At 73.2% G+C, this 19,811-nt stretch carries 18 protein-coding genes; 5 read left to right on the forward strand and 13 right to left on the reverse strand.

Annotated features, from left to right (window positions below; genetic code table 11):
• Positions 1-290 precede the first annotated feature (290 nt).
• Positions 291-1,433 (forward strand): aminoglycoside phosphotransferase family protein, encoded by a 1,143-nt coding sequence (locus ACZ5CZ_RS21160; protein ID WP_385841131.1) that lies wholly within the window; start codon positions 291-293, stop codon positions 1,431-1,433.
• A 322-nt stretch (positions 1,434-1,755) separates the two neighbouring features.
• Positions 1,756-3,726, forward strand: a complete 1,971-nt coding sequence (locus ACZ5CZ_RS21165) for an N-acetylmuramoyl-L-alanine amidase (protein WP_468944882.1) — start codon at positions 1,756-1,758, stop codon at positions 3,724-3,726.
• A 15-nt stretch (positions 3,727-3,741) separates the two neighbouring features.
• On the opposite strand, the gene ACZ5CZ_RS21170 is transcribed toward ACZ5CZ_RS21165, so the two are convergent.
• The 10 genes from ACZ5CZ_RS21170 to ACZ5CZ_RS21215 all read right to left on the reverse strand — a co-directional run bounded on the left by ACZ5CZ_RS21170 (position 3,742) and on the right by ACZ5CZ_RS21215 (position 13,194).
• Positions 3,742-4,239, reverse strand: a complete 498-nt coding sequence (locus ACZ5CZ_RS21170; protein ID WP_385841133.1) for a glycosyltransferase family protein — start codon at positions 4,237-4,239, stop codon at positions 3,742-3,744.
• 58 nt (positions 4,240-4,297) lie between these two features.
• A complete protein-coding gene (locus ACZ5CZ_RS21175) occupies positions 4,298-5,713 on the reverse strand; it encodes a 3-hydroxybutyrate oligomer hydrolase family protein (RefSeq protein WP_468944885.1) in 1,416 nt (471 codons plus the stop codon).
• A gap of 135 nt (positions 5,714-5,848) precedes the next feature.
• Positions 5,849-7,102 carry an extracellular catalytic domain type 1 short-chain-length polyhydroxyalkanoate depolymerase gene (locus tag ACZ5CZ_RS21180; RefSeq protein WP_468944888.1) on the reverse strand — a complete coding sequence of 418 codons (1,254 nt, stop codon included), beginning with the start codon at positions 7,100-7,102 and terminating at the stop codon, positions 5,849-5,851.
• A 177-nt stretch (positions 7,103-7,279) separates the two neighbouring features.
• Positions 7,280-7,795, reverse strand: coding sequence for a hypothetical protein (locus ACZ5CZ_RS21185; protein WP_468944891.1), 516 nt, complete (start codon positions 7,793-7,795; stop codon positions 7,280-7,282).
• A gap of 64 nt (positions 7,796-7,859) precedes the next feature.
• Positions 7,860-8,759 carry a universal stress protein gene (locus tag ACZ5CZ_RS21190; RefSeq protein WP_468944893.1) on the reverse strand — a complete coding sequence of 300 codons (900 nt, stop codon included), beginning with the start codon at positions 8,757-8,759 and terminating at the stop codon, positions 7,860-7,862.
• 118 nt (positions 8,760-8,877) lie between these two features.
• Positions 8,878-9,120, reverse strand: coding sequence for a DUF397 domain-containing protein (locus ACZ5CZ_RS21195; protein ID WP_385841138.1), 243 nt, complete (start codon positions 9,118-9,120; stop codon positions 8,878-8,880).
• Positions 9,121-9,213: 93 nt separating this feature from the next.
• Positions 9,214-10,380, reverse strand: coding sequence for a thiolase domain-containing protein (locus ACZ5CZ_RS21200; RefSeq protein ID WP_468944896.1), 1,167 nt, complete (start codon positions 10,378-10,380; stop codon positions 9,214-9,216).
• Positions 10,377-11,441, reverse strand: a complete 1,065-nt coding sequence (locus ACZ5CZ_RS21205; protein WP_468944899.1) for a thiolase domain-containing protein — start codon at positions 11,439-11,441, stop codon at positions 10,377-10,379. The genes ACZ5CZ_RS21200 and ACZ5CZ_RS21205 overlap by 4 nt, the downstream gene beginning before the upstream one ends.
• Complete coding sequence (locus ACZ5CZ_RS21210) at positions 11,438-12,379, reverse strand: Zn-ribbon domain-containing OB-fold protein (protein ID WP_468944902.1); 942 nt, start codon at positions 12,377-12,379, stop codon at positions 11,438-11,440. Before ACZ5CZ_RS21210 ends, ACZ5CZ_RS21205 begins: the two co-directional genes overlap by 4 nt.
• A gap of 14 nt (positions 12,380-12,393) precedes the next feature.
• Positions 12,394-13,194, reverse strand: a complete 801-nt coding sequence (locus ACZ5CZ_RS21215; protein WP_468944905.1) for a crotonase/enoyl-CoA hydratase family protein — start codon at positions 13,192-13,194, stop codon at positions 12,394-12,396.
• Positions 13,195-13,379: 185 nt separating this feature from the next.
• Between ACZ5CZ_RS21215 and ACZ5CZ_RS21220 the strand changes: the two genes are divergently transcribed.
• Positions 13,380-14,993 (forward strand): acyl-CoA synthetase, encoded by a 1,614-nt coding sequence (locus ACZ5CZ_RS21220; RefSeq protein ID WP_468944908.1) that lies wholly within the window; start codon positions 13,380-13,382, stop codon positions 14,991-14,993.
• 33 nt (positions 14,994-15,026) lie between these two features.
• On the opposite strand, the gene ACZ5CZ_RS21225 is transcribed toward ACZ5CZ_RS21220, so the two are convergent.
• Positions 15,027-15,866, reverse strand: coding sequence for an alpha/beta fold hydrolase (locus ACZ5CZ_RS21225; protein WP_468944911.1), 840 nt, complete (start codon positions 15,864-15,866; stop codon positions 15,027-15,029).
• Between the two features lie 165 nt (positions 15,867-16,031).
• On the opposite strand from ACZ5CZ_RS21225, the gene ACZ5CZ_RS21230 reads away from it, so the two are divergent.
• Positions 16,032-16,247, forward strand: coding sequence for a hypothetical protein (locus ACZ5CZ_RS21230; RefSeq protein WP_385841145.1), 216 nt, complete (start codon positions 16,032-16,034; stop codon positions 16,245-16,247).
• Positions 16,248-16,323: 76 nt separating this feature from the next.
• Here ACZ5CZ_RS21230 and ACZ5CZ_RS21235 read toward each other — a convergent pair whose 3' ends face one another.
• Positions 16,324-16,797: an HIT family protein gene (locus tag ACZ5CZ_RS21235; protein WP_468944913.1), complete on the reverse strand. Its 474-nt coding sequence runs from the start codon at positions 16,795-16,797 to the stop codon at positions 16,324-16,326.
• Between the two features lie 164 nt (positions 16,798-16,961).
• Between ACZ5CZ_RS21235 and paaK the strand changes: the two genes are divergently transcribed.
• Complete coding sequence (gene paaK / locus ACZ5CZ_RS21240) at positions 16,962-18,275, forward strand: phenylacetate--CoA ligase PaaK (RefSeq protein ID WP_468944915.1); 1,314 nt, start codon at positions 16,962-16,964, stop codon at positions 18,273-18,275.
• Between the two features lie 3 nt (positions 18,276-18,278).
• On the opposite strand, the gene ACZ5CZ_RS21245 is transcribed toward paaK, so the two are convergent.
• Positions 18,279-19,778: an acyl-CoA synthetase gene (locus ACZ5CZ_RS21245; protein ID WP_468944918.1), complete on the reverse strand. Its 1,500-nt coding sequence runs from the start codon at positions 19,776-19,778 to the stop codon at positions 18,279-18,281.
• Positions 19,779-19,811: the final 33 nt, after the last annotated feature.

Consider the following 19,811-nt stretch of genomic DNA (forward strand, 5'->3'; position numbering starts at 1 on the left):
TGCCGGGCGACTATTCGCCACGCTTCGCCAGGGTCCGCCAGATGGTGTGCCACTGGCCATCGGGTGTCAGGTAGGAATGCGCCACCCCGACCCGGTCGCCCGTCCTCTCCGAGACATCGGAAAGACGGCAGGGCGGCATATGACGGGCACATTCCCCAGGGTGTGCCCGGGCGGCCGGGACGGGTTGCGCGCACGGAATTCCGCACGGAGCTCCGCACAGCGTTCGGTGCGGAGGTCCGCTCGGACGTTCAGGCAGGCACCGCAGGCACACGAAGGGATCTGTATCTCCCATGTACGCAGCATCGTCCTCCGTGTCCGCCCCGACCCGGCCGCTGCGCACCCGCCCGGCGGGCGGCGGACCGTTCCTCGACCCGGCGGCGCGGCCGGGCGGCCCCGTCCCGGTCGTGGGCCGGCCCCGGCGGATCCCGGGTCAGCCCGGCACCCAACCGCTCAGCGGAAGACTCGACCTGTCGGGCCCGCAGGGCGCGCAGCTGCGCACCGCGATCGCCGCGGTGCACCGGATCTGCCCCGAGTTCGCTCCGGTGCAGGTCCTGCGGCGGAACGGACGGTCCGTCCTCCTCGTCGGGACGACCGGGCGGAGCACGGCCGTCGCCAAGTGCCTGCTGGACCAGTCGCCGGCCTGGGCGGAGCGGAGCCGCCACGAAATAGCCGCATACCGCTCGTTCGTCCGGCACCGGCCCCCGGTCCGTGTGCCCCGGCTGATCGCGGCGGATCCGGACAACTGCACCCTGGTGATCGAGCGGATGCCGGGCCGGCCGGTGGCCTTCCAGCGGCATCCGACGGAGGCACCGTCCCGGACGGACATCCGGACCGCGCTGGGCGCGGTCTGCCGGGTGAACGCCTGGCGGCCGCCCGCGGGCACCTTCGACATGCCGCTGGACTACGGCGCCCGGATCACCCGCTACCACGATCTGGGCCTGCTCACCGACCGGGACCTCGGCGACCTGCAAAAGCTGCTGCACGGCATCGCCCACGAGGTGGGGCGGCACGGCATGCTCCAGTTCAACCACGGCGACGCCCTGCTGTCGAACATCCTGCTCTCACCGGCCGGTCCAGTGCTGGTGGACTGGGAACACGCGGGCTGGTACCTGCCGGGTTACGACCTGGCGACGCTGTGGCTGGTCCTCGGGGACGCGCCGGCGGCCCGGCGGCAGATCAGCCAGATCGCCCAGTCGGCGGGACCGGCCTCCCGGGACGCCTTCCTGGTGAATCTGATGCTCCTGCTGACCCGGGAGATCCGCACCTACGAGACGGCCGTGCAGCGTTCGATGCACGAGTCGGCCCCGGCGGCGGGCCCGGCCCACCCGGGGGCCGCGCCGTCCGGTGAGGAACAGCGACTGCTGCTGCGGCGGCTGCACGACGACGCCCAGACGGCCCGCAAGGCCGTCCGCGCGGCCGTCGGCACTCGCTGACGGGGAAGGAGGGTCCGCGGTGCGCCAGAGCGGCGGCGCACCGCGGACCCTCGTGTTGCTCCCGCCCGATGCGCTCGCGTTCCGCCTTCCGGGCGAATCGGGCCGCGGCCGTTCGGGCGAGTTCCGGCGCGGCACCCACAGGTGTACGCCTCTGACGCCGCCCAGGCCCGCGCACCGCCGCCGCGAAACTCGCCGAAAACCCTCCGTGACGTGGGAAATCGCCACTGTGACGGCATGATTGACGGATCGTCGGCCAGCCGGTACCACTGACCCAGCTCGGCGCCGCACGCTTCGCCACGCCCGCCCGTCACAGGAGGCTGCATTGCGAGGTTCCGCCACCGATCCCACATCCGCCCCCGGCCACAGACGCCTGCGGCGGACCGCCGTCCCGCTCGCCTCTGCGGCCCTGCTGCTGCCGCTGCTCGGCGCGGCTCCGGCCGCGCACGCCACGACGGCCTCCGCGGGCCGCCTCCAGCACGCGTTCAGCGCCGCGGCCGCCGAGTACCACGTGCCGCCGAGCGTCCTGCTGGCGGTCTCCTACCTCCAGTCCCGCTGGGACCGGCACGCCGGCGCGCCCAGCGTGACGGGCGGCTACGGCCCCATGCACCTCACCGACGCCCGGACCGCCCTCGCCGCCACCGAGCACTTCGCGGAGGGCAGCGAGGACGCCCGCGGCGACACCGCCCGCGCCGCCCTGCACCCCAGCGTCAGGGTGCCGTCCGAATCCGCGCTCCCGGCCCGGCTCAGGACGCTGCCGCGGGCGGCCGAGCTGACCGGCGTGCCGGCCGCGCGGCTGCGCACCGACCCGGCGGCGAACGTGGCCGGCGGTGCGGCCCTGCTCGCCGACGCGCAGCGACGGCTGGGCGAGCCGCTGAGCACCGACCCGGCCGACTGGTACGGCGCGGTGGCCCGCTTCTCCGGCGCCGACGACACGGCGACCGCGGCGGCGTACGCGAACGACGTGTACGACGTGCTGCGCACGGGCGAGGAGCGCGTCACGGACGACGGCCAGCTGGTGGCCCTCGCCGCCCAGCCGCGGCTGACCCCGGACACCGCCCAGCTGAAACGTATCGGCCTGCGCACGGTCAGGTCGGACGGCACCGAGTGCCCGGAGTCGGTGTCCTGCGAGTGGGTCCCGGCGCCGTACGCCCAGTTCGGCGACAACGACTACGGCAACCACGACCTGGGCGACCGCCCGCTGTCACAGCGCGTCAGATACATCGTCATCCATGACACCGAGGGCACCTGGGACGGCGTGCTGAACCTGGTCCAGGACCCCACCTATGTGTCCTGGAACTACACGATCCGCTCCACCGACGGTCTGATCGCCCAGCATGTCAAGGGCAAGGACGTCGCCTGGCACGCCGGCAACTGGTACATCAACGGCGCCTCGGTCGGCATCGAGCACGAGGGCTTCCTCGCCGCCCCGGACGCCTGGTACACGGAGGCGATGTACCGGTCCTCGGCACGGCTGGTGCGCTATCTCTCCGAGCGGTACGGCATTCCGCTGGACCGGCAGCACATCCTGGGCCACGAGAACGTGCCCGGTCCGACCGCGGCGTCCATCCCCGGCATGCACACCGACCCCGGGCCCTACTGGGACTGGCGGCACTACTTCGAGCTGCTGGGCCACCCCTTCAAGCGCGCCGGGGGCCGCAGCTCCGGCCTGGTGACGATCCTGCCGGACTACTCCGCCAACCAGCCCCCGTACACGGGCTGCACCACTTCGGGCGCGGCCTGCACCGCGCACGGCTCCAGCGAGGTGCGGCTCTACACGGACCATGACACCAGTGCGCCGCTGGTCAAGGACATCGGCTTCGGCAAGGACCCGACCACCGACGTCAACGATCTGTCCTCCCGGGTCTCCACCGGCCAGCAGTACGCGGTCGCCGACCGCTGGGGCGACTGGACGGCGATCTGGTACCTCGGCCAGAAGGCCTGGTTCGAGAACCCGCCCGGGCAGCCGGCGGCGGTGCCCGCCGAGGGGCTGACGATCACCCCGAAGGACGGTCTGACCGCCGTCCCGGTGTACGGCAGGGCCTACCCGGAGAAGGCCGCGTACCCGGCGGGGATCCCCGCCCAGTCGGTGGTGGCGCTGCCGTACACCCTGCCGGCCGGGCAGCGGTACGTGGTCGGTGACGAGGTGCCGGGCGAGTACGACTACTCGGTCACCTTCACCACCGACTCGCACCGGGTCGTGGTGGGCAAGGACCTGTACTACGAGATCCAGTACGGCCACCGGGTGGCGTTCGTGCGCGCCGCCGACGTGACCCTCGAGGGGTCGGCCGGCTGACGGCGCCCTGGAACCTCAGCCCTGCTGGAACAGCTCCGCCGGGAGCGGCTTCAGCAGGGCGTACAGGTCGTCGGTGATGGGGCGGTCCCAGGCGGCGATGGTGACGAGGACGCCGTCGCTGCGGTCGAACTGCACGCAGGAGATCCGCGACTCGGACAGCTTCAGCCGGCGCACGATGAGGAGGTTGTCGCCCTGGAGGACCGGGGTGTCCTCGATGCCGGAGACGGTGACCTCTTCGTCGTTCTCCAGCGCCAGCAGCAGCTGGCCCACCTCGAAGGGGATCTCGCCCTCGGCGACCTCGCGGGCCGGGGAGCCCTCGGGGAGATTGCCGATGATCATCGCGGGGCCGCGGCCGCCGAAGAGGTCGTAGCGCAGGAAGACACCCTGGCAGGTGCCGTCGGGGGCGGGCAGCAGGCCCGCACCGAGGTTGCCCGGCCAGTCGCCCGGGTCCATGGCCAGCACGTCGAAGTCGGGTCCGGCAGGAGTGGCGCTGCGGCGGCGGAGGAACGACATGCGGCCATGGTACGTGCCCGGACTGCACGGGGTGACCTGCGGGCGCCCGGAGGTGGGGCTATCGGAGGGGGCAGCTGGTCAGCAGGGTGGCCGGGGTGGCGGTGGGCGGGCGGGCGACCGTGTGGCCGGCGGGTGGGAGGGCGGTGCCGGTGAGCCAGTCCTCCAGGGCCTCGAAGGCCGAGTGGTGGCAGGGCACCATGGGGCGGAGCCGGTCGGGGAAGGCGTCGGCCAGGGAGTCGGTGTGGGTGCCGTCCTCGATGCGGTAGTAGCGGAACAGCGCGTCCCGTCCGGCCGCGTGCACCATCCGGGCGTAGACGTCCGAGTCCTCGCTGATCGGCAGCAGGGTGTCGAGGGTGCCCTGGAGGGTGATCAGGGGCTTGCCGATGCGTCCGGTCAGGGCGACCCGGGCCACGGCCCGGTGCACGGCGGCGGGGCGGGCCGCGTAGTCGTAGTCGGCGTCGCAGCCGGGGGTGCCGGAGGCGCAGTAGGGGGTGCCGGCCTCGGCCGGGCCGTCGTAGCCGGGGTCGAACTCCTCCCGGTAGATGCGCTGGGTGAGGTCCCAGTAGACGCGGTGGTGGTACGGCCACAGGAACTCCGAGCCGGCCGGGAAGCCCGCGCGGTGCAGGGCGGCCTCGGCGGTGGCCGCGCCGGGGCCGCCGGCGGCGTAGGCCGGGTAGTCGCGCAGTGCGGTCGGCAGGAAGGTGAGCAGGTTGGGGCCGTCGGCCCGCCACAGGGTGCCTTCCCAGTCCACTCCGCCGTCGTACAGCTCGGGGTGGTTCTCCAGTTGCCAGCGCACCAGGTAGCCGCCGTTCGACAGGCCGGTGGCGAGGGTGCGGGCGGCTGGCCGGTGGTAGCGCTGGGTGACGACGGCGCGGGCGGCACGGGTGAGCTGGGTGAGGCGGGCGTTCCATTCGGCGACGGCGTCGCCGGGCCGGCGGCCGTCGCGGTAGAAGGCCGTGCCGGTGTTGCCCTTGTCGGTGGCGGCGTAGGCGTAGCCCCGGGCGAGCACCCAGTCGGCGATGGCCCGGTCGTTGGCGTACTGCGCCCGGTTGCCGGGGGTGCCGGCGACCACCAGGCCGCCGTTCCAGCGGTCGGGCAGGCGGATGACGAACTGGGAGTCGTGGTTCCAGCCGTGGTGGGTGTTGGTGGTGGAGGTGTCCGGGAAGTAGCCGTCGATCTGGATGCCGGGCACACCGCTGGGGGTGGGCAGGTCCTTGGGGGTGAGACCGGCGTAGTCGGCCGGATCGGTGTGGCCGGAGGCCACGGTCCCGGCGGTGGTCAGCTCGTCCAGGCAGTCGGCCTGCTGACGGGCGGCGCCGGGCACGGTGAGCAGGGCGCGGCCGGCGCAGTGGCCGTCCGGCGGGTCTGCGGGCGCCGCGGTGGCCGGGGTGGTCAGGAGCAGGCAGGCCGCGGCGAGCGACAGGGCGTGCAGTGCGGCTCGGCGTCTCGGCCGGGCCGGTGGCGGGATGGCCATGTGGGTTCCTCCGGCGATGGGTGGACGCGCTGGAGGTTAGGGGCGTGGTGGGTGCGGCGGACATGTGTGGGGCCGCTATGACGGCGGCCCCTGGACCGTGGTCGGCCCCTATGTCTGGCGGCAACTGATGGTTCGTCAGGGGCAGCCGCCGTCGGCGATGGTGTAGTACCCCGCGGGTGACTCCTTCAGGGTGTGGGTGACGAACGTGTTGTAGAGACCCATGTTCTGCTGGGATCCCTTGGCATAGGTGGAGCCGCCGCTGGTGGTGGCGCGTCCGGCCCGCACCTGGTCGTAGTTGCTCGCCGTCCAGCAGGCGGCGGTGCTGCCGCCGCCCGAACCGCCGGGGCCGCCCGGGTCGGAGGTGTCCAGGCCGAAGAAGCGGGCGATCCAGAAGCTGGAGCAGATCGAGCCGAGGAAGTACGGGGCTCCGGTGCTGCCGCACTGCGCGGTGCCGGTGCCGGGATCGACGGGGGTGCCGTGGCCGATGCCGGGGACCCGGTCGACCTCCACGGCGACGCTGCCGTCGGCGGCCAGGTACTGGTCCTGCCGGGTCGCGTCCGGCCCGATGGACGTGGTGCGGGTGGGGGTCTGGGACAGGCCGTGCAGCGCGGTCCACTGGTCGCGCAGTTCGGTGGCGTTGCGCGGGACGACGGTGGTGTCCTGGTCGCCGTACCAGATCGCGGCGCGTGGCCAGGGGCCCTGGTACGACGGGTAGGCGTCGCGCACCCGCTGGGCCCAGGTGTCCGGGCCGAGGTCGACGCCGGGGTTCATGCAGGTGTAGGGGCTGTTGTCCTTCGTGCAGTCGTAGGGCAGCCCGGCGACGACCGCGCCGGCGGAGAAGACGTCGGGGTAGGTGGCCAGCATCACCGCGGTCATGGCGCCGCCGGCGGACAGCCCGGTGACGTAGACCCGCTGGGGGTCGGCGCCGTACGCGGTGACGGCCTGGCTCACCATCTGCCGGATGGAGAGGGCCTCGCCCTGGCCGCGCCGGTTGTCCGTGCTCTGGAACCAGTTGAAGCACTGGCTGGGGTTGTTGGCGGTGCTGGTCTCCGCGAACACCAGCAGGAAGCCGTCGCGGTCGGCGAGTCGGGGCAGTCCTGAGTTGTCGGCGTAGACCTGGGCGTTCTGGGTGCAGCCGTGCAGGGCCACGACCACCGCCGGGTGCTCCGGCAGGGACGCGGGCCGGTACACGTACATGGTGAGCGCGCCCGGGTTGGAGCCGAAGTCGCCGACCCGGGTGAGGGAGACGGCGGCGTGGGCGGCGGGCACGGGGCCGGTGAGGGCGGTGGCGAGGACGACGGCGACCAGGGCGAGCAGCCGGGACAGCAGGAGCGGGAGGCGGGCCGGCGGAGGTGCTCCGGGTGCCTTCCGGGACGCGGGCAGGGGCATGGCGGCTCCTTCGGTGGCGTGCGAAGTCCCGGTGGCTCCCGCGCGGTCGGCCGCGGCGGGAGCGCCGGGTGTGGCGGAACCGTAGGTTCAGGCTGGTCCGGACGCCATGGCGTGGCGCCCCACAGCCGTCGGGACGCCGGTCGCCGTCGAAGGGATTGCGGGCTGCCGGCCGTTCTGCTACCGCCGGGTGCCCCGGGGCGCCGGCGGGCGCGCACCCGCGGTGCGGGCTGTGGCCAGCAGTGCCACGCCGAGGCCGGTCAGTGCCCCGCCCAGCCCCGTGACCAGTGTGGTCAGATGCCAGGCCTGATAGGCGCTCAGCAGGGAGCCGCGCAGTGTCTCGCCCATGAAGGCGGTCTGACGCAGCTGGGTGAGCTTCTCGTCGCCGCCGCCGCTGGTGTGCAGCTCTTCGGTGATCTCGGCGTAGGTGCGGCCGCCGGTCGCCTGGACGACATGGTCCTTGATGAGCTGGGCGTAGGCGTGCGCCTGGGGGCCGGTCTGCACGCTCTGGCCGGCGAAGGGGGCGAGGCGGGCCGGGAGTCCGTGGCGGGGGAAGCTGATCTTCTGTGCGGCCAGTTCGGCACGGATCTCCTTCCGGCCCAGTCGGCCGCGTACCAGCATCACGGGGCCGGCGGCCGCCAGGGCCGCGCCGACCGTGCCGACCAGCGCGGCGGTCCAGCGGTGCGCTCTGTTCATGGTGTGCCTTTCCGTTCTCTTTTCCCTTTGCCTTCATATATGTCCAGGAAGGCCGGGGCGCTGCTCAGCCCTCCGGGGGTCCGGGCGGGACCACCGCGACCGGGCTTGCCGCGTGGAGAAGGACGGCCTGGGTGACGGAGCCCAGCATGCGGGCCGGGGCGAGCAGTCGGCGGCGGTGCCGGCCGACGACGACGAGTTCGGCGTCCTGGGACGCGGCGACGAGATGTCCGGCCGCGTTCCCGGCGAGGGCCTCGGTGTCGGCCCGGACGCCGGGGTGCCGGTCGCGGTGGGCGGCGAGGAACCCCTCGGCGAGGGCCCGGGTCTCGCGGGCGACGGCCTCCTGGTCGAGGGCGGGCACGAACTGGCCCGGAGCGGCCCAGGTCTGGACGGGCCACGGGTAGGCGGCGATGACCTGCACCCGGGCCGCGCGCAGGGCGGCCTCGGCGAAGGCGAAGGAGAGGACGGACTCGTCGGGGCTGTCGGCGTGCAGCCCGACCACCACCCGGGGTCCGGGCTCGGCCGGCCCCTCGTCGTGCACCGCGCGTCCCGGCCGGGGCACGACGACCACCGGGCACTCGGCGTCCCGGGCGGCGGCGAGCCCGTTGGAGCCGAGCAGCAGGCCGGTGAAGCCGCCGCGGCCCCGGGAGCCGAGCACCAACAGCTGTGCCTCGGCGCCGAGCCCGGGCAGCACCGCGCCCGGCGCCCCCTCCAGGGACCCGTACTCCACGGCGGGGACAGCGGTGCTCACGTCCAGCCGGGCGCGCGCCTCGTCCAGGACCGGGTCCTGCTCAGCCTCGGGCGCCCCGGTGACCAGCACGTCGGCCTGGCCCCAGGCGGCGTACTGCCGTACGTGCACCACGCGCAGCGGTGCCTCGCGGCGCCGGGCCGCGTCCAGGGCCCAGTCCAGGGCGCGCAGGCTGTCCTCGGACCCGTCGACCGCGGCGACGACCGGCGCAGCGCTCATCGTTCCTCACCTCCGGAGCACGACCTTCCCCTTGCGGGGGCCAGCCTCGCTCAGGGGCGGGTCCCGGCGGGGCGCCGCGGTCGCGTGTCCCGGATTTACGGCGGGAACAACCGGTCGTTCAGGTGAGGTCGAACTCGCCCTCCCGTGCGCCGGAGACGAAGGCGCCCCACTCGGCCGGGGTGAAGATGAGTGAAGGACTCTCCGGGCGGCCGCTGTTGCGCATCGCGATGAATCCCTCGACGAATGCGATCTGGACATCGCCCAGCCCTCGGCTGCTGGACTGCCACTCGGCGTTGCTGAGGTCCAGCTCCGGCTTGTCCCAGCCCATGAGCGGGTGCTGCTGGATGGTGCTCTCGGCCACGTCCGTGCTCCTCCCGGTTCGTCGTCCGCGGGCCAGCCTAGCGACCGGTCCCTACGGCCGACAGGCCATGTGAGGAGGGTTTTCGCGCGGCGTTCAGGAGTCGGGCGGCTCGGCGCCCACGAGCCACATGGAGAAGAACTGGGCGCCGCCGCCGTAGGCGTGCCCGAGGACCTTGCGCGCGCCGTCCACCTGGTGTGCGCCGGCCTGGCCGCGCACCTGGAGGGCGGCCTCGGCGAAGCGGATCATCCCGGAGGCGCCGATGGGGTTGGCGGACAGGACGCCGCCCGACATGTCGACCGGCAGGTCGCCGTCGAGTTCGGTGACGCCGGACTCGGTGAGCTTCCAGCCCTCGCCCTCCGCGGCGAAGCCGAGGTTCTCCAGCCACATGGGCTCGTACCAGGAGAACGGCACGTACATCTCGACGGCGTCGATGTCGCGGCGCGGGTCGGTGATGCCGGCCTGCCGGTAGACGTCGGCGGCGCAGTCCCGGCCGGCCCGCGGGGAGACGAAGTCCTTGCCGGCGAAGAGGGTGGGTTCGCTGCGCATGGCGCCGCCGAGCAGCCAGGCGGGCGGCCGGGGCGCGCGGGCGGCTCCGGCCCGGTCGGTGAGGACCATGGCGCAGGCGCCGTCGGAGGAGGGGCAGGTCTCGGAGTAGCGGACGGGGTCCCACAGCATGGGCGAGGCCTGGACCTTCTCCAGGGTGATGTCGTGTTCGTGGAGGTGGGCGTAGGGGTTGCGCAGGGCGTTGCGGCGGTCCTTGTAGGCGACGAGGGAGCCGATGGTGTCGGGAGCGCCGCTGCGTCGCATGTACGCGCGCACGTGCGGGGCGAAGAAGCCGCCGGCCCCGGCGAGCAGCGGCTGCTGGAAGGGGATCGGCAGGGACAGGCCCCACATCGCGTTGGACTCGGACTGCTTTTCGAAGGCGACGGTGAGGACCGTGCCGTGGACACGGGCGGCGACCAGGCTCGCGGCGACGAGTGCGGTGGACCCGCCGACGGAGCCGGCCGTGTGCACCCGCAGCAGGGGCTTGCCGACGGCGCCGAGCGCGTCGGCGAGGTACAGCTCGGGCATCATCACGCCCTCGAAGAAGTCGGGCGCCTTGCCGACGACCACGGCGTCGACGTCGGCCCAGTTCAGCTCGGCGTCCGCCAGGGCGCGCCGGGCGGCCTCCCGGACGAGACCGGCGATCGACACGTCCCGGCGGGCGGCCACGTGCCTGGTCTGGCCGATCCCGGTGACGGCCACGGGCTCCTTGCTCATCGGGGCTCCCCTTCGAGTACGGCGACCAGGTTCTGCTGGAGGCAGGGGCCGGAGGTGGCGTGGGCGAGGGCGCGGTCGGAGTCGCCGCGGTGGATGCGGGCGGCGGCCTCGCCGATGCGGATCAGTCCGGCGGCCATGACCGGGTTGGCGGCGAGCGCTCCGCCGGAGGGGTTGACGCGGACGTCGTCGCCGAGGCGGAGCGCCTTGCGCAGGATCACTTCCTGGGAGGCGAACGGGGCGTGCAGCTCGGCGGTGTCGACGGGCCGTTCGAAGGCGCCGGCCCGCTCGGCGGCCAGCCGGGTGGAGGGCGAGTCGGTGAGGTCGCGGACGCCGGGCCCGTGGGCCTCGACGCGGTGGTCGAGGCCGCGGATCCAGGCGGGCCGCGCGCACAGGTCGCGGGCCCGCTCCCCCGCCGCGAGGATGACGGCGGCGGCGCCGTCGCCGACGGGCGGGCAGTCGCCGGTGCGCAGGGGCCGTACGACGTAGTCGCCGTGCGGAGCCTCGCCCTTGAGCTGGGCGTGCGGGTTGGCCGCGGCGTCGGCGCGGCTGCGGGCGCCGACGGCGGCGAGGGCGTTCTCGTCGGTCTCGCCGGCGTCGATGAGGGCCTGTGCCTGGAGGGCGGCGAGGGCCACGGCGTCGGGCCACAGCGGGGCCAGGTAGTACGGGTCGAGCTGGCGGGTGAGCACGTCGCGCAGCGAGCCGGGCGAGGACTTGCCGTAGGCGTACACGAGCGCGGTGTCCGCGTCGCCGGTGAGGAGTTTGACCCAGGCCTCGTACAGAGCCCAGGCGCCGTCCATCTCGACGTGGGACTCGGAGATCGGCGGCCAGGCGCCGACGCCGTCCAGGGCCAGGGTGAAGGAGAAGGCGCGGCCGGCCAGGTAGTCGCTGGAGCCGGAGCAGGTGAAACCGATGTCGGCGGTCCTCAGCCCGGTCCGGCCCAGCACCTCGTGCAGGACCGGCATCACCATCTCCACCTCGGAGGAGTCGGCGCTGCAGCGGCGGTGGTCGGTCTGTGCGAAGGCGACGACGGCGATGTCCCTGTGCGGCGTGCGGGCGCTCACAGCAGCTCCTTGTACGTCTCGTAGTCCGCGTCGGGCTCCCCGGTGGGCCGGTAGTGGTCGGGGTGGCGGGCGCCCTCGGCCCACACCGGCTCCACCCTGAGGCCCATGCGCACCTGGTCGTAGGGGATGCCGCCGATCCGGGCGTGCAGGGCGAGGTCGGCGCCGTCGAGGGCGATGTGGGCGTAGACGTACGGGACCTCGATGTCGAGGTTCTTCGCCTTGATGTTGACGATGCAGAAGGTGGTCACTGTGCCCCGGGGACCTACTTCGACCTGTTCTGCTGTGGCGACCCCACATGTGGGGCAGGCGCCCCTCGGGGGGACGTGGACCTTGCGGCAGTCCGGGCAGCGTTCGCCGACGATCCGCCGTCCCGCGAGGGCCTCGAGGTAGGCGGACTGGGCGCGGCCGGGCGCGTAGGTGTAGTCGAGCCGGGCGGGGGCGACGATCCCGGTGACCGGGTTGTCGAAGGCGCCGGTGCGGCCGCCGGTTTCCGCGGGTGCGCCGTCGTACGGCTCGAAGCAGGCGATGTCGGTGATGGCGCCGGTGCGTTGGGCGGCCCAGCGGACGCGGACCCGCATGCCGGTGCGGACGGCGTCGGGGCCGGGGGCGTCGAGGGCATGCAGCAGGGCGGTGTCGGCGCCGTCGAGCCGGACCAGGACCCAGGCGAAGGGGGTGCCGAGGGGCTGGCCGCGGCGGGGTGCGTGGTTCCAGGCCCAGGTGGTGACGGTGCCGGTGGGGGCGACCTCGACCAGCTCGCGCAGTTCCGCGGCGGTCTCGGGGTCGTACTCGACGGGCGGGACCAGGGTGCGTCCGGCGCTGGTCCGCACGCCCAGGACGACGCGTTCGCGCAGGCCGGTGAGGAAGGCGCTCTGCACGGGTCCGAGGGAGCGGGTGAAGGGGAACTCGACGACGAGTGGCGCTTGGAGGACTTCGGGCATCGGGGCTCCTCGGGTCAGGCCCGCTTGAAGACGGGGGGCCGCTTCTCCGCGAAGGCGCGGGCGCCTTCCTTGGCGTCGGCGGTGTCGAAGACCGGCCGGCCGCGGGCGAGTTCGGCGGCGAGGCCGTCGCTCTCCGTCATCTCCGCGGTCTCGTACACCGACGCCTTGACGGCCTCGACGGCGAGCGGGCCGCAGGCGTTGATCCGCTCGGCGATCTCCAGTGCCCTGGCGAGGGCGGTGCCGTCGGGGACGACCTGGCCGATCAGTCCGATGGCGGCGGCCTCCCGGGCGCTGTAGGGCCTGCCGGTGAGCAGCATCTCCAGGGCGTGGGTGCGCGGGATCTGCCGGGGCAGCCGGACGGTGGACCCGCCGATCGGGAACAGTCCGCGCCGCACCTCGAACAGGCCGAAGGTCGCGGACTCGCCCGCGACCCGGATGTCGGTGCCCTGGAGGATCTCGGTGCCGCCCGCGACGCACGCCCCCTCGACGGCGGCGATCACCGGTTTGCGCGGGCGGTGGTGGCGCAGCATGGCCTTCCAGTGCAGGTCGGGGTCGGCCTTGAGGCGGTCGCGGTGGTGCTGTCCCCGCATTCCGTCGCCGGCCAGCGCCTTGAGGTCCATGCCGGCGCAGAAGGCGCCGCCGGCCCCGGTGAGCACGATCGAGCGGACGGTGTCGTCCTCGTCGGCCTCGATCCAGCCGTCGTACAGGCCGACGAGCATCGGAAGCGAGAGCGCGTTCCTGGCGTCGGGCCGGTTGAGCGTGAGCACCAGTGTGGCGCCTTCACGCTGCACGGTGAGGTCTTCGGTCCCGCCCATGGGCCATCTCCCCTCGGTGAGAACGAGAACAGGTTGCAGGAGGCGAGGGGGCACTTCAAGAGTTTTCTGACAGTCAGTCAGATTTATTGGCCCCGGCCCTTCACACCTGTGCTCCCCTTTGCTCTGATGACCGGCGGAGCGAGGACGCGGGTTTCCGCAACCGGACGGCGGGGTCAGGAGGAGCGGTGGAGTACAACCTTGCGGACCTGTTCGAGTCGGTCGTGGACGTGGTGCCGGACCGCGAGGCGCTCGTCCACCTCGACCACCCGGGCACCGGCGCCGAGCGCCGCCTCACCTACGCCGAGCTGGACGCCGCCGCCAACCGGATCGCCCACCATCTGACCGCCAGCGGCGTCCGGCCCGGCGAACATCTGGGGCTGCACCTGTACAACGGCGTCGAGTACCTCCAGACGGTGCTGGCGTGCCTGAAGGCCCGGATCGTCCCGGTCAACGTCAACTACCGCTACGTCGAAGAGGAGTTGGTGTATCTCTACCGCGACGCGGACCTGGTGGCGCTGGCCTACGACGCGGAGTTCGAGGGCCGGGTCGCCGGGGCGCTGCCCCGCACGCCGGGGCTACGGCATCTGCTGCGGGTCGGCACCGGGGCGCCCTTGATCACCTCGGCGGTCCCGTTCGCCGAGGCCGAGGCGTCCGGTTCCCCCGGGCGGGGTTTCCCGGCCCGCTCCGGGGACGACCGGTTCATCATCTACACCGGCGGGACGACCGGCATGCCCAAGGGGGTGATGTGGCGTCAGGAGGACCTGTTCTTCGCCGGGCTGGGCGGCGGGGCGCCGACGGGGGAGCCGGTGCGGACGCCGCAGGAGCTGGCCGAGCGGGTCGCGGCGGGCGGTGCGGGCATCACCTTCTTCCCCACTCCCCCGCTGATGCACGGCACCTCGACGCTGACGGCGTTCATCGGCTTCCACTTCGGCCAGCGCGTCGTGCTGCACCGCAGGTTCGTGCCGGAGGAGGTGCTGCGCACGGTCGAACGGGAGCGGGTCACCAGCATGTCGCTGGTCGGCGACGCGATGCTCCGCCCGCTGATAGACGCGTTGAGCGGGCCGCTGAAGGGCACCGACTGCTCGTCCCTGTTCAGCGTCTCCTCCTCGGGCGCGATCCTGTCGGAGACGGTCCGCCGGCAGTTCCGGGAACTGGTCCCGAACGCCCTGCTGCTGAACAACTTCGGGTCCTCCGAGTCCGGTTTCAACGGCACCGCGACCGAGGACTCAGGTCCCGAGCGCGGCTTCCGCATCAGGGTCAACTCCCGTACCCGGGTGGTGGATCCGGTCACGCGTGAGCCGGTCGGGGCGGGCGAGGTGGGCCGCATCGCCCAGCGCGGACATGTCCCGCTCGGCTACTACAACGACCCCCGCAAGACCGCCGAGACGTTCTTCGAGCGGGACGGAGAGCGCTGGGTGCTGCTGGGCGACATGGCGACGGTCGACGAGGCCGGCGTGGTCACGGTCCTCGGCCGGGGCTCGCAGTGCATCAACACCGGCGGCGAGAAGGTGTACCCGGAGGAGGTCGAGCAGGCGCTCAAGGCGCATCCGGACGTGTACGACGCGCTCGTCGCCGGGGTGCCGGACGCCACCTGGGGCAACCATGTGGCGGCGGTGGTGCAGCTGCGCGAGGGGGCGCCGCGGCCGTCACTGGCCGACATCCAGACCCACTGCCGCACCCGGCTGGCCGGCTACAAGATCCCCCGCCAGCTGGTCGTCACCGACTCCATCCGGCGCTCCCCGAGCGGCAAGGCGGACTACCGCTGGGCTCGCGAGGTGGCGGTGGCGGCGGACCGCTAGGACTGCACGGTCTTCCTCTCCGCTCCACGGCGGTCAGTCCTCGGCGAGGAAGTCCATGACGCGGTTCCGGAACCAGTCGGGGTCGTCCAGCCAGGGGTAGTGGCCGGCGCCGGGCTGGACGGCGTACTCGGCGGCCGGGAACGCCTCGGCGGCACGTCGGGCGAGACCGGGGCGCGGACCGCCGTCCAGTTCCCCGGCGAGGACCAGGACCGGAGCGGTCAGCCCGGCCAGCGCCGCACGGGTGGCGTCCGGGGTGAAGGCGCCCTCGGCGAAGTAGCAGTCGGCCGCCTCCTCGTTGGTCTGCTCCGGCTCGGCGTCCCAGTGGGCGCGGGCGGTGTCGTCCCAGCGGCCGTGGAAGAACGGCAGGAACACGTCGTCGAAGCCGGCCTCCCCGGCGAGCCAGGCCCGGAAGGCGGGGAACGCCTCGGCGAACCACGGCTCCCCGGTGCGCAGCCGGGCCGCGGCCAGCCGGTCCTGCGGGGTGGCGCGCAGCCCGAGGGCGGACGGGTTGGGGGTGATCAGCAGCAGCCGTCGTATCCAGTGCGGGTACCGGGCCGCATAGAGCATCGCCAGGGCGGCGCCCGCCGAATGGGCGAGCAGATCCATATGGTCCAGCCCCATGTGGGCGCGCCATATGTCGACGTCCTCCACCATCCGGTCGCAGCGGTACGTCCCCGGGTCCGCCGGCGCCGCCGAGTCACCGGTGCCGCGCAGGTCCAGCAGCGCCAGTCGCCGGTGCGCGGCCAGCCCGCCGAGGTCACCGAGGTAGGCGGAGGCCCGCATCGGGCCGCCGGGCAGCACGGCGAGGGGCGCGCCGCTGCCCCGCAGGTGGTAGGCGAGCCGGGTGCCGTCGGCCGCGGTGAAGATCGGCATGGGGCCGATCATCCCGGCCGGCCCGTCCGGCGCGCAATGTCTTTCCGGCACGGGTGCGGGCCGCGCGGCCAACAGGGTGTTCCCAGGCGGTGTCGGGCGGCGGGCGCAGGCCGGTTCGGCCATGCTGGGCCAGGCAGCAGGCCCGTCCGAGACAAGGAGCACGGCATGTCGACAGACCCGGTCGAACGATTCCTGGCAGCCCTGGACCGGGAGCACCGGGAGGAGATCGCCGCCCGGCCGCGCCAGGAGCAGGAGCGGCTCGCGGAGGCCTGGGAACAGGAGCTGGCGTCGGACGACGAGCTGGACACCCTGGACGAACTCTCCCCGCCCGCGGCGGAGGCCGAGGCCGCCCGCCGCGTACTGGACCGCGGCACCGGCTGAGCAGCGAATGGAGTGCCCGGTGCCGGTGCAGCGGTAGCGCGTGGGGCGGGCGGCGGGACAGGAGGAGCCGCGGACGTCAGCCCGCGAGCCGGTCCAACTCCGCACAGATCGCCTCGCGCCAGGCCGAGTGCTGCGGACCCAGCGCGGAGCGGCTGTCGCCCCACGTCTCCGCCGGATACAGCCACACCGGCTTCCCGACCAGATGATCCGGCTCCCAGTCGAACCGCGGCCACACGTGCGCGTGCAGAAACGGGTCCGTGTTCCCCAGGATCTCCAGGTTGACCCGCCGGAAGCCGGGGTCCAGCCGCGCACAGGCACGCTCGACGGCCTCGCCGAGCCTGTCCATGTCGGACAGAAAGGCCAGCCGCCTGCTCCTGGGCAGTTCCGACAGCCGGCGCACCGACGGGTCGTCCGCCAGGAGCACCGAGTACCCCGGCAGGAACTGGACGTCCCCGATGACCGCGAACCCCGCGTCCAGCCTCCGGAGCACCGTGGGATTCTCACCGCGCAGCGCGCTGCCGATCCGGTCCCTCTTCCATGCGTCACTCATGATCGTCGACCCTACCGATCCAGCCGTCCGGTCGCGTCGGGATCACCGGGGCATTCCGTCCAGACCCCTTGCCTCGGAGCGCGGTGGCCTGCGTTACTGGCCAGCGACAGGGCGACCGAATGATCGGTTGTCCGGTATGCGAGGATGGCAAGGGAGGCGTCCCCATGACGGATGCGGCGGATGCGACGGACCTGCGTGACGCGGGTGAGCGGCTCGGGGCAGAGGAGCTGCGGGTGCTCCAGCTGGAGCGGCTGCGCTCCTCGCTGCGGCACGCCTACGACCATGTGCCGTTCTACCGTGACTCCTTCGACAAGGCCGGCGTCCGTCCGGAGGACTGCCGCTCGCTGGCCGACCTCGCCCGCTTCCCCTTCACCACCAAGGCCGACCTGCGCGAGAACTACCCGTACGGGATGTTCGCCGTACCCCGTGAGCGGATCCGACGTATCCACGCCTCCAGCGGGACCACCGGCCGCCCCACGGTGGTCGGCTACACCGACAACGACCTTTCCATGTGGGCCGACATGGTGGCGCGCTCGCTGCGGGCGGCGGGCGGCCGGGCCGGTGACGTCGTCCATGTGGCCTACGGCTATGGCCTGTTCACCGGTGGGCTGGGCGCACACTACGGTGCCGAGCGCCTGGGCTGTACGGTCGTCCCGGCGTCCGGCGGTATGACGGCCCGGCAGGTGCAGCTGATCCAGGATCTGGAACCGGCTGTCATCATGGTGACCCCGTCGTACATGCTGACGCTGCTGGACGAGTTCGAGCGGCAGGGCGTGGACCCGCGCGGCACCTCGCTGCGCGTCGGGGTCTTCGGGGCCGAGCCGTGGACCGAGCAGATGCGGCGGGAGATCGAGGAGCGGTTCGCGATCGACGCGGTCGACATCTACGGGCTGTCCGAGGTGATCGGCCCCGGTGTGGCGCAGGAGTACGCGGAGACCAAGGACGGCCTGACCGTGTGGGAGGACCACTTCTACCCGGAGGTGGTCGATCCGGTCACCGGCGAGGTGCTGCCGGAGGGCGAGCGGGGCGAGCTGGTGTTCACCTCGCTGACGAAGGAGGCCATGCCGATCGTCCGCTACCGCACCCGGGATCTGACCCGGCTGCTGCCCGGCACGGCCCGGGCGTTCCGGCGGATGGAGAAGGTCACCGGCCGCAGCGACGACATGGTGATCCTGCGCGGGGTGAACCTGTTCCCCACCCAGATCGAGGAGATCGTGCTGCGCACGCCCGGGGTGGCGCCGCACTTCCAGCTCCGGCTGACCCGTGAGGGCCGGCTGGACCGGCTGACCGTGCGGGCCGAGGCCCGGCCGGACGCACCGGCGGAGGTACGGCAGGCGGCGGCCGGCGCGATCACCGCGGCCGTGAAGGACGGCATCGGGGTGTCCGTGGACGTGGAGATCGTGGACCCGGAGTCGCTGGAGCGGTCCGTCGGCAAGATCCGCCGCATCGTGGACCTGCGCCCGCGCGACCCCGAGTGACCGTCATGAGCCGCCGAAGCGGTCGCGCAGCCGGCGTTTGAGGATCTTGCCGCTGGCGTTGCGGGGCAGTTCGTCGACGAACAGAACGCGTTTGGGCGCCTTGAAGGGGGTGAGCTTCTCCCTTACGTGCGCGATGAGCTGTTCCTCCGTCACCTCGCCGCGCCGCACGACCACCGCCGTGACCGCCTCGATCCACCGCTCGTCGGGCAGGCCGATCACCGCGGCCTCGGCGACCGCCTCATGGGTGTACAGGGCGTCCTCGACCTGGCGTGAAGCGACCAGCACACCGCCGGAGTTGATGACGTCCTTCACCCGGTCCACGATGGTGAGGTAGCCCTCGCCGTCGCGCACCGCGAGGTCGCCGGAGTGGAACCAGCCGTCCCGGAAGGCCTCGGCGGTCTCCTCGGGCTTGTCCCAGTAGCCCTCGCACAGCTGCGGCGAGCGGTAGACGATCTCGCCCGGGGTGCCGTCGGGCACGTCCTCGCCCTTGTCGTCCACCACCCGGGCGTCGACGAACAGCACGGGCCGGCCGCAGGAGTCGAGCCGGCCCTCGTGTTCATCCGGGCCGAGCACGGTGGCCAGGGGGCCGATCTCGCTCTGGCCGAAGCAGTTGTAGAAGGCGAGCCGGGGCAGCCGGGCGCGCAGCCGTTCCAGCACGGGGACCGGCATGATGGAGGCGCCGTAGTACGCCTTGCGCAGGCCGTCGAGGTCGCGGGTCGCGAAGTCGGGCCGTCCCGCCAGCCCGATCCACACCGTGGGCGGCGCGAACAGGCTGTCCACGCGGCCGGTTTCGACCAGGTCGAACAGCAGGTCCCCGTCCGGTGCCTCCAGGATGATGTTCGTCGCGCCGACCGCGAGGTAGGGCAGCAGGAACACATGCATCTGCGCCGAGTGGTACAGCGGCAGGGCGTGCGCGGGGCGGTCGCCGGCGCTCAGATCGAGGGCCGTGATGGCGCTGAGGTACTCGTGCACCAGCGCCCGGTGGGTCATCATCGCGCCCTTGGGCAGCGCGGTCGTACCGGAGGTGTACAGCAGTTGCACCAGGTCCTCGGTGCGGGGTTCCGGACCGTCGTACGGCGGTGTGTCCGCGAGCCGGGCGAGGAGGGAGTCCTCGGTGTCGCGGAAGGGCAACGCCCGGACGCCGCCCGGCAGTCGGGCGGCGAGGTCCGGGTCGGTGAGGACCAGGGTGCTGCCCGACTGGCCGATGAGATAGGCCAGGTCGTCCCCGGTGAGGTTCTGGTTGACGGGCACATGGACCAGGCCCGCGCGGGCGCAGGCGAGGAAGCCGATCAGATAGGCGTCGGAGTTGTGGCCGTAGGCGGCGACCCGGTCGCCGGGGGCGGGGCCCTCGGCGAGCAGCAGGGCGGCGGCGCGCGAGACGGCGTCGTCCAGTTCCTCGTACGTCCAGGTCCGCTCGCGGTACTCCAGCGCGACGCGCGCCGGGGTGCGGCGGGCGCTGCGCCGCAGCACCCCGTCGACCGTGCTGCCGTGTCCCTGCCTCATGACAGCCGATCCTGCGGCCGCCGGACCGGCCGG

The sequence above is a fragment of the Streptomyces sp. NPDC031418 genome (assembly GCF_055581605.1).

Coding starts and splice junctions, on each gene's coding strand:
- ACZ5CZ_RS21175 (WP_468944885.1), bottom strand. CDS start 5,713: ATGGCCATCCCGCCACCGGCCCGGCCGAGACGCCGAGCCGCACTGCAC.
- ACZ5CZ_RS21215 (WP_468944905.1), bottom strand. CDS start 13,194: ATGGGCGGGACCGAAGACCTCACCGTGCAGCGTGAAGGCGCCACACTG.
- ACZ5CZ_RS21180 (WP_468944888.1), bottom strand. CDS start 7,102: ATGCCCCTGCCCGCGTCCCGGAAGGCACCCGGAGCACCTCCGCCGGCC.
- ACZ5CZ_RS21225 (WP_468944911.1), bottom strand. CDS start 15,866: ATGCCGATCTTCACCGCGGCCGACGGCACCCGGCTCGCCTACCACCTG.
- ACZ5CZ_RS21185 (WP_468944891.1), bottom strand. CDS start 7,795: ATGAACAGAGCGCACCGCTGGACCGCCGCGCTGGTCGGCACGGTCGGC.
- ACZ5CZ_RS21170 (WP_385841133.1), bottom strand. CDS start 4,239: ATGTCGTTCCTCCGCCGCCGCAGCGCCACTCCTGCCGGACCCGACTTC.
- ACZ5CZ_RS21190 (WP_468944893.1), bottom strand. CDS start 8,759: ATGAGCGCTGCGCCGGTCGTCGCCGCGGTCGACGGGTCCGAGGACAGC.
- ACZ5CZ_RS21210 (WP_468944902.1), bottom strand. CDS start 12,379: ATGCCCGAAGTCCTCCAAGCGCCACTCGTCGTCGAGTTCCCCTTCACC.
- ACZ5CZ_RS21245 (WP_468944918.1), bottom strand. CDS start 19,778: ATGAGGCAGGGACACGGCAGCACGGTCGACGGGGTGCTGCGGCGCAGC.
- ACZ5CZ_RS21160 (WP_385841131.1), top strand. CDS start 291: ATGTACGCAGCATCGTCCTCCGTGTCCGCCCCGACCCGGCCGCTGCGC.
- ACZ5CZ_RS21230 (WP_385841145.1), top strand. CDS start 16,032: ATGTCGACAGACCCGGTCGAACGATTCCTGGCAGCCCTGGACCGGGAG.
- ACZ5CZ_RS21200 (WP_468944896.1), bottom strand. CDS start 10,380: ATGAGCAAGGAGCCCGTGGCCGTCACCGGGATCGGCCAGACCAGGCAC.
- paaK (WP_468944915.1), top strand. CDS start 16,962: ATGACGGATGCGGCGGATGCGACGGACCTGCGTGACGCGGGTGAGCGG.
- ACZ5CZ_RS21235 (WP_468944913.1), bottom strand. CDS start 16,797: ATGAGTGACGCATGGAAGAGGGACCGGATCGGCAGCGCGCTGCGCGGT.